This is a genomic window from Nostoc sp., assembly GCF_036919595.1.
GTDB lineage: Bacteria > Cyanobacteriota > Cyanobacteriia > Cyanobacteriales > Nostocaceae > Nostoc.
Genome location: NZ_JBALCO010000031.1, coordinates 1 through 8,641, shown reverse-complemented (window position 1 = coordinate 8,641; position 8,641 = coordinate 1). Strand labels below are relative to the sequence as shown.

Annotated in this window: 8 protein-coding genes; 6 read left to right on the top strand and 2 right to left on the bottom strand. The window is 42.3% G+C overall.

The window, feature by feature from the left end:
• The first annotated feature begins 500 nt into the window (after positions 1-500).
• Together V7K21_RS04040 and V7K21_RS04035 are read left to right on the top strand one after the other, a co-directional pair.
• Complete coding sequence (locus tag V7K21_RS04040) at positions 501-1,634, top strand: branched-chain amino acid ABC transporter permease (protein WP_335171749.1); 1,134 nt, start codon at positions 501-503, stop codon at positions 1,632-1,634.
• Positions 1,624-2,406 (top strand): ABC transporter ATP-binding protein, encoded by a 783-nt coding sequence (locus V7K21_RS04035; protein WP_335171747.1) that lies wholly within the window; start codon positions 1,624-1,626, stop codon positions 2,404-2,406. The genes V7K21_RS04040 and V7K21_RS04035 overlap by 11 nt, the downstream gene beginning before the upstream one ends.
• A 448-nt stretch (positions 2,407-2,854) precedes the next feature.
• Here the strand turns inward: V7K21_RS04035 and V7K21_RS04030 are convergent, their stop codons facing one another.
• Both V7K21_RS04030 and glpX read right to left on the bottom strand, forming a co-directional pair.
• On the bottom strand, positions 2,855-4,141 hold the full coding sequence (locus V7K21_RS04030; protein WP_335171745.1) for a glutamyl-tRNA reductase: 1,287 nt from the start codon (positions 4,139-4,141) through the stop codon (positions 2,855-2,857).
• Between the two features lie 233 nt (positions 4,142-4,374).
• On the bottom strand, positions 4,375-5,412 hold the full coding sequence (gene glpX, locus V7K21_RS04025; protein ID WP_335171751.1) for a class II fructose-bisphosphatase: 1,038 nt from the start codon (positions 5,410-5,412) through the stop codon (positions 4,375-4,377).
• A 351-nt stretch (positions 5,413-5,763) separates the two neighbouring features.
• On the opposite strand from glpX, the gene V7K21_RS04020 reads away from it, so the two are divergent.
• From V7K21_RS04020 to V7K21_RS04005, 4 genes are all read left to right on the top strand, one after another.
• Positions 5,764-6,336: a DUF981 family protein gene (locus V7K21_RS04020; protein ID WP_335171743.1), complete on the top strand. Its 573-nt coding sequence runs from the start codon at positions 5,764-5,766 to the stop codon at positions 6,334-6,336.
• 57 nt (positions 6,337-6,393) lie between these two features.
• A complete protein-coding gene (gene grxC / locus V7K21_RS04015; RefSeq protein ID WP_334970349.1) occupies positions 6,394-6,708 on the top strand; it encodes a glutaredoxin 3 in 315 nt (104 codons plus the stop codon).
• A gap of 164 nt (positions 6,709-6,872) precedes the next feature.
• Positions 6,873-7,370, top strand: a complete 498-nt coding sequence (gene tadA, locus V7K21_RS04010; protein ID WP_335171741.1) for a tRNA adenosine(34) deaminase TadA — start codon at positions 6,873-6,875, stop codon at positions 7,368-7,370.
• A gap of 102 nt (positions 7,371-7,472) precedes the next feature.
• Positions 7,473-8,228 carry a lysophospholipid acyltransferase family protein gene (locus V7K21_RS04005; RefSeq protein WP_335171738.1) on the top strand — a complete coding sequence of 252 codons (756 nt, stop codon included), beginning with the start codon at positions 7,473-7,475 and terminating at the stop codon, positions 8,226-8,228.
• Positions 8,229-8,641: the final 413 nt, after the last annotated feature.

Sequence of the window (8,641 nt, the reverse complement as noted above, 5' to 3'; positions counted from 1 at the left end):
AGCAACCATTATTCAGGAGAAATCTTCTTCTAATCTATTTGGTGGGTCGTGGATGCCAGAATAATTTTCTACCCCGAAGTATTGAGGGGATACGAGCTTTTGAACTCGAAAGTTGAGCCTTTGAACTCGAAAGTTGAGCCTTTAAACTCGAAAGTTGAGCCTTTAAACTCGAAAGTTGAGCTTCTGAACTCGAACGTTGAGCCTTGACTTCTAACTCTTGTCTCCTGATTCTCGACTTTTGACTCCTAAGTTGAGATATTACACCAGTCGCAAAAACCGCTATAGGTTAGAAACCTATGGCTAATAGCTTAAGTCCTCTCAAGAGGACTAAACTCGATTAATGGCTGGTATCGATGGCAGTCTATTTTAGTGGACTTAAGCTAAAAGCCTGTGAAATTTATTTCTTGGCGAGAGATTGAGCAGGTGCCAGATGCCCACTCTAGAAGATTGGATAATTTATTTGTTAGAAATTCCTAACTGCCACCTCCCCACTCCTAAACATGGTTGAATATCTTATTTTCTTAGCAATTTCTACAGCACTTTTCGCTCTATTCGCACTAGGACTCAATTTGCAATGGGGCTTTACCGGGCTAATTAACTTTGGTCATATTGCTTTCATGACTCTAGGAGCATATACAACCGTATTGTTAAGCTTGAAGGGCGTCCCCCTACTGGTATCGGCAATAGCTGGGGCAATTGTCGCCGCCTTGCTGGGTTTAGTAATTGGTTTTGCAACTCTACGCTTGCGGGAAGATTATTTAGCAATTGTCACCATCGGTACGGGCGAACTAATTCGTTTGGTGGTAAATAATCAGGATTTACCTGTGGGTGACACCTGGATTTCTGGGGCATTTGGTGTGCAAAGTTATCGCATACCCTTATCCACAGAGCCGAATTTATTTGTCAAATTTGTGATGATTGGGTTGTTGACACTGCTGGCTGCTGTAACTTTTTTTACGTTATGGCGGTGGATTCGCAGCACCCAGATGTCTCGAACTACTGATTTAGGCCAAAGGATGACTAGTAAGGAAGAATTTGCGTCGCGCTTGGGTGTGGGAATTGTATTAGCAGTTTTGGCGGCAGCAATTTATATTTCTGGCGTGATCGGACTGTATAATTACAACCCAAAAGCAGGTTTAATGCTGGTGCTGCTGTTGGTTTTAGCATTTGTATACTGGCGGTTAGAAATTTTGGTGCGATCGCCTTGGGGTAGAATTCTCAAAGCCATCCGTGAAGATGAAGAAATTCCCAAGGCGCTGGGAAAAAATGTCTTTTGGTATAAATTACAATCTCTCATGCTTGGAGGTGCGATCGCGGGTATCGCTGGTGCTTTTTTCGCTTGGCAACTGGGCGCGATTTACCCTGATAATTTCCAACCGCAGATTACCTTTGACACTTGGATCATGGTGATTTTAGGTGGTTCTGGGAATAATGTTGGCACAATCTTAGGGGCGGTAATTTTCTTTACTTACGATGCGCTGACGCGGGAAGTATTACCTAGAATCGTTCCCCTTGATGAAGCCCGTTTGGGTGCATTTCGGATCATGGTAATCGGACTAATTTTGATGGTGTTGATGATTTGGCGACCTCAAGGTATCTTAGGGAAAAAGGAGGAACTCACTCTTGGTAAATAACCAGTCATCCTCACTTCCCCTTTTGGTAGCCACTGGACTTTCTAAAAGCTTTGGTGGTATTAAAGCAGTTAATGAGGCGAAAATCGAAGTTGCCAAAGGCAGCATTACCGGCTTGATTGGCCCCAATGGTGCTGGTAAAACCACCTTATTTAACCTCCTCTCAAACTCCATTCGCCCTGATAAGGGACGAGTGATTTTTGACGGCGAACCCATTCACAACTTGCAACCATATCAAATCGCCCAGCAGGGAGTAATCCGAACTTTTCAGGTAGCACGAACTCTCTCGCGGTTGTCAGTGTTAGAAAATATGTTGCTGGCGGCGCAAAAACAAACGGGTGAAAATTTTTGGCAAGTGCAGTTGCAGCCACACATCGTAGCCAAGGAAGAAAAGCAACTCCAAGAGCGGGCAATGTTCCTGTTAGAATCAGTGGGCTTGGCAAAAAAAGCACACGATTATGCTGGTGGCTTGTCTGGTGGACAACGCAAGCTGTTAGAAATGGGACGGGCGCTGATGACTAATCCCAAATTAATTTTGTTGGATGAACCAGCCGCTGGGGTGAATCCGAAACTGATTGATGATATTTGCGATCGCATTCTCACTTGGAACCGTCAAGATGGGATGACGTTTTTGATTATTGAACACAATATGGATGTGATTATGTCATTGTGCGATCGCGTTTGGGTACTTGCCGAAGGGCAGAATTTGGCTGATGGTACACCCGCAGAAATTCAAACTAATCCAAAAGTTCTGGAAGCTTATTTGGGCAAATAACAATCTCAAAAATAGTTAACCACAATAGATACACACTTGCTTGTTCTAGTGAACAACAGCAGATACTATAACGTTAAATTGCTTAAGATGTGCTAATTAAAAGGTACGGCATCATAATCTTTCGGTGCAGAAAATAATTTTAATCTTCGTTATTTTCTGCGAAATTGACTTGCTCGTAAAGGTCGGGCAATTCAATTTTAAAATCCAATACAGTTCAGTTAAGGCTTAACTCTTTATCAAAGTCAATTTTTTAACGAACCGCCAAGGGCACAAAGAACGCAAAGGAAGAGAAGAAAGAGAAGGAAGAAATATTTTACTGAACTGTATTGGCTTCAAGCCAAGTAATAACCGCAGCTGTAGCGGAGCATATGGGGGAAGTATATCTAATTAAAAAGCTCAGATCCCCGACAACTTTTACGAAGTCGGGGATCTTATCTTGTTGTTCAGTTTAACTAAACTGCTCTCCTGCATCCAGGTTGAACAGCATTTGCAGAGTTTGCATACAGTGCCGTCTCGCTTCAACATCTTGCTGCGATCGCAATTGTACCATTGGGTCATGTAAAATTTTATTGACAATTCCCCGTGTTAATGCTTCAATTACCTCTTGATGTTTTTCAGCGAATTCGGAACCTAATCTCGACAAAGCTTTTTCTAATTCTTGTTCACGGATGGTTTCGACTTTATTCCGCAGACAGCTAATAGTGGTAACAGTTTCTAGACTACGCCACCAAATATCAAATGCTTCCACTTCTTCTTCTAAAAGTCGCTCTGCTTCCTGTGCAATCTTCCGACGGCTTTCGTAGTTTTGTGCTACTACTGCCTTCAAATCATCCACATTAAACGCCTGCACATTTGCCAGTTCATTCACATCCGCATGAACATTACGCGGCACAGAAATATCAAATAACATCAGAGAGCGCTGAACTTCTAAAACCATTTCCAATTTGGCCCGGTCAAGTATCGGCTCTGTTGCCGAAGTACTTGTAAATACTAAATCGCTATCGGCAATTACTGCCATCATTTCCGATAGCGGATAAATTTGGATAGGTTGTTGAGGGAACTGCTTCGCTAATTCTTGGGCACGTTCACGAGAGCGATTTACAATACTAATTTGCACAGCACCTTTAGAAAGTAGGTGTTGCACGAGCAGCCGCGACATTTTACCAGCACCCAGAATTACCACTCGACAAGCAGCAAAATTTGCCACTTTTATCTGCGCTAATTCCACAGCTGCCGAACTAATAGAGACAGCGCCAGTACCAATACTAGTTTCAGTGCGAACCCGCTTACCAGCTGTCAGCGCTTGTTTAAATAATCGATTCAAAATGGTTTTTATACCGTTATATTGCTGCCCCAGTTTGTGAGTAGTCTTCACCTGAGCCAGAATTTGACCTTCTCCAAGTACCAGACTATCTAAACCAGCCGCTACTCGCATGACATGCATTACTGCATCACCATGCAGCAGCATAAATAGGTGTCGTCGCAGAGAAAGCGCGGGCAATTTGCTGTATTCTGCCAGAAACTGAGTTATTTCTCGAATACCTTGGTCTGCTTCACTGGTAACAATGTAGATTTCTAAACGGTTACAAGTGCTAAGAATTGCAACTTCATCAATATGGGGATAGCTGACCAGATGAGCGATCGCACTTTCAATTTGTGGTTCTGGAATGCTCAGTTTTTCCCGGACTTCTACTGGGGCTGTTTTATGGCTTAACCCCACCACTGCTATATTCATTTGCTAAATCGTAGTTACTAGTTGGTAGTTGGGAATAAGCTATTGAGTGAGAATCGGGAATGGGGGATTTTTGTTTATTGGTTGGTAGTTTTTCCAACCAACAAATAATCACTAACTACTAACTACTAACTACTGTAAGGGAAAAGCATTTGGGTGATTATTTTTCCGTTTTATAGAAAGATTTCTTTCCAAATGCTACGCCCCTACTTTTACCATTCCCCATTCCCTAAAAATTAATTCAGTTGGAGAGTTTTCGGTTCACCAAACATGTGAATTGTATCAACAAATCGAGCCGTTTTCGATTGGTTAGAAATTACCAAACTTTGAGTTCTGGCTCCACCGTTGAAGAAACGTACACCTTCCATGAGATTACCACTGGTAATGCCGCTAGCAGCGAACAGAACAGTTTTACCAGATGCCAGTTCATGAGCATCATAGACCTTATCAGGGTCATTGATATTCATAGACTTTAAGCGATCAATATTGGCTTCTCTGCTTTCTCCAATCAGACCTGTTTTTACGACTGCTGGATCGTAAATCAGTTGACCTTGGAAGTGTCCGCCCAAAGCACGCATTGCTGCTGCCGAGATTACACCTTCAGGAGCCGCACCGATACCCATCAGCGCGTGGATATTAGTTCCAGCAAAACCACAAGATATGGCTGCACCCACATCACCATCTGAAATTAGGGCGACTCTCGCTCCAGCCTCACGGATTTCTTTAATTAAATCGTTGTGGCGTTCGCGCTTCATCACCACGATCACTAGTTCTTCAATCGAGCGATCTAGACACTCAGCGAGAATCTTGAGGTTTTCTGTTGCTGACTTGTTGATGTCTACCTTGCCCTTAGCTGCGGCAGGTGCTGCTAACTTCTTCATGTAAAAGTCAGGAGCAGCAAATAATCCACCCTTTTCAGAAATTGCCAAGACAGCCATCGAACCAGGTTGTCCATAAGCTACCAAGTTCGTACCTTCACAAGGGTCAACAGCAATATCAATTTCGATTAATTCATCGGGGTTACACAAACTAGTGGCATTTGGTTGGGTACAGATACCAACTTCTTCCCCGATGTATAGCATGGGTGCGTCGTCGCGTTCGCCTTCCCCAATTACAATGCGACCACGCATATAGATTTTATTCATCCGTTCCCGCATAGCTTCCACAGCTACTTGGTCAGCGATGTTTTTTTCGCCTTTACCCATCCACTTTGCAGATGCGATCGCGGCTTGCTCTACTACTTCAATAATCTCTAAACCAAGTGAATTTTCCACAGAGTCTACCCTCTCAACTGCTTGAATTTCCGTCGTTTCATCTGCTATTTCAGTTTTCAAGTCTACCAAAGGGCGGATACACGTGGAATAAAGTTAAGTTTTACTACTAACTGGTTATAAAAGTACCATTTAGCACATTCTGATTTTTTAATCATACTAGTCCAGTATAAAACGTGTTCAAAATTAACTAAATCAAGAACTGGTACAAATTTGTAGCAGTGTATATCTAAAACATTTTTTCTTCCGTATCTATCTTCAGGTATAAAATAATAAATAAAAAAGCTAGTGAATTCATTAAAAACTAAAAAATGAGGTGCAGAGTAAAGAGCTTGTCAAATTAAGGGGTGAATCATGTTTATCGACTACATCACACTAATGTTGATCAATATGGTAGCTGGGTTATTTCTACTGGCTTACTATGTATATAGTGGTATAGATAGTTTTAATCAAAGACAGTGGATTCCTGGGTTTGGAATTACTGGTGCGATCGCACTAACAACTGGTTTACACATGAGTTTCACCTGGCCAGTAATCGGTAGTTTTAACATTGCCTTCGGTGAAACAACTGTCTTATTTGGAATCTTGTTTATTGCAGCGGCGATCGCTCTTGCTCAAGGTTGGGATTTATTCACGATAGCAATCTACGGCTTCTTTGCTGGTGCAGTTGCGATCGTAGTGGGTATCCGCATCCTCAACTTGAATTTGACAAAGCAACCGCTTTTATCGGGAATCGGCTTTATTTTAACTGGGTTAGGTGGTATTTTTGCAGCCCCAACTCTCTATTGGAAAACCAACCGAACTTGGCGGTTAATTGGCGTAGCTGTGCTGACAGTAGCCGCTCTAATTTGGGCATTGACTGGATATTTGTCTTACTGGAATCATTTAGAGAGTTTTCAAAAGTGGGTTCCAGTCCCAAGGCGGTAGGCAATGCCAGCAATGATCTAGGCTAGAGATATAGTTAAAATCTTGCTTAAGATAAATATGCTGGACTTTCTTAATCCTCTCTTAAATCGCCATCCAGAGCGAGTCAAAGCCAACGTCGAACTTTACACATGGCAAACTTGTCCTTACTGCATTCGTGCCAAAATGCTGCTGTGGTGGAAAGGTGTAAATTTTACTGAATATAAAATCGACGGCGACGAAGCAGCCAGAGCTAAAATGGCAGAACGCGCTAACGGACGCCGTAGTGTACCGCAAATTTTTATCAATAACCAGCACATTGGCGGCTGTGATGACCTCTATCAATTAGACACACAAAGTCAATTAGATCCCCTTCTAGCCCAGTCCGCTATTTAGAAATAGGATTAGCCCCCAACGGTTGCCTTGGTGATGCTATGTTGGGCAATTTTAGATTTCGAGAAGACTGCGCTGGCTTCTCAACGCAGTGCCTCCTCCTTTTAGGACAGAGGAATGGAAGTGAGGTCAGAATATTAAGTTGCACATCGCGTATTGATAAGAATATGCTAACTAAGTATACGGAATATCTTATACATCAACAATGGATGAGTTATGCTCTAGAATTAGCAAAAGCAGCAGGAAATGCAGGTGAAATCCCTGTCGGTGCTGTTATCATTGATCCAACTGGCAAATTGCTGGCACAAGGAGAAAATAGAAAAGAGCGTGACAAAGATCCTACCGCTCATGCGGAAATTCTCGCTCTCAAGACAGCTGCAATAACTTTAAAAAATTGGCATCTTAATGAATGCACCCTCTATGTAACTCTCGAACCTTGCCCAATGTGTGCAGGTGCTATTCTGCAAGCACGTCTAGGATTGCTTGTATATGGAGTAGACGATACAAAAACTGGCGCAATTCGTACAGTTCTTAACATACCCGATAGCGCTGCTTCTAATCACCGTCTCCAAATAATCGGAGGCATTCTAGAGTCAGCTTGTCGTCAGCAATTACAGGCTTGGTTTGCCACTAGGCGGCGTAGGGTAAACTACGGACAGAGGTAAAACTGTCCATCTAGTAGGACACAACTCACGCAAGAGAATCTACGGTGTAACTAATCAGTTTTTCGTTAAATTTTTACCAGTCAATCAGCTGCATCCGTCATCATGGAATTTTACTCTTCATCCGATACCTGTCAGCGCCCACCAGCAAATTCTGAGGTGGCTGGTACTACCTCAAGGGTTTCTCCTTGGTTAAGTCCTCTAGCATATTTATTAGGGCGTCACTGCCTATTACCATTATTCTTTGGGCAAATTAGAATAACCGGACAAAAAAATATCCCCACGACTGGGCCTGTGATCCTCGCGCCTACTCATCGGGCGCGTTGGGATGCATTACTTGTACCCTACGCTACGGCTGATTGTCGGAGAGAACAAGACTTGCGGTTCATGGTGACTATTGACGAATGCCAAGGTTTGCAAGGCTGGTTTGTGCGACGTTTGGGGGGGTTTCCTGTAAATTCTAAGCATCCGTCAATCCGCACGCTACGACATGGAGTTGAGCTACTTCAACAGAAAAAAACCCTGGTCATCTTTCCAGAAGGTAACATTTTTCGTGATGGTCAAGTTCACCAGTTGAAGCCGGGAATTGCTCGTCTGGCTTTAAGTGCTGAATCTAGTAATTCCGGGCTGGGAGTGAAAATCATGCCTATAGGCATTAATTACAGCCAACCTTATCCAAATTGGGGTACAGATGTGAGTATTCACATTGGCTCCCCAATCAGAGTAGCGGATTATGTGCATGGTTGTATAAAACAAGATGCTAAAAACATGACCGCTGATTTAGCAAAGGCACTGCAACAATTAAGCCATCAAGAAACAAAAATTACTAATCACGCATTTGCAGAAATTACTAATTCTTAATCTAGTCAAAAGTCCCAAGACTGGCTCTTAACCATTGACCATTAGCCGTACATAATTCAGAAACTGTACGTTTTCAAAATTTGGCACTAATTGCTAACTGCTATATCCATCCTGAAAAAATCACAAAAGATTAGTGGTATTTTGCAACCTTTGAGGATGTATACATATATAGATTACCCTTTATTGACGAGATATTCAGCCAACTTGGCATTTTTTTCAGCAAACAGCTAATAATTGTCTGCATAGTGAATTGGTTGATGAGAAATATTCTTACTATTTGATCAGACAGTTAAATGAAAGTCTTTAGATTTTACTTTATTTGTAACTGCCTAGCTAGTAGTAATAGAGGAAAGGAAAACAGAGACATTACCTTCTAAAGCATCAGTAATAACTTCGAGGAGATTAAGACCATG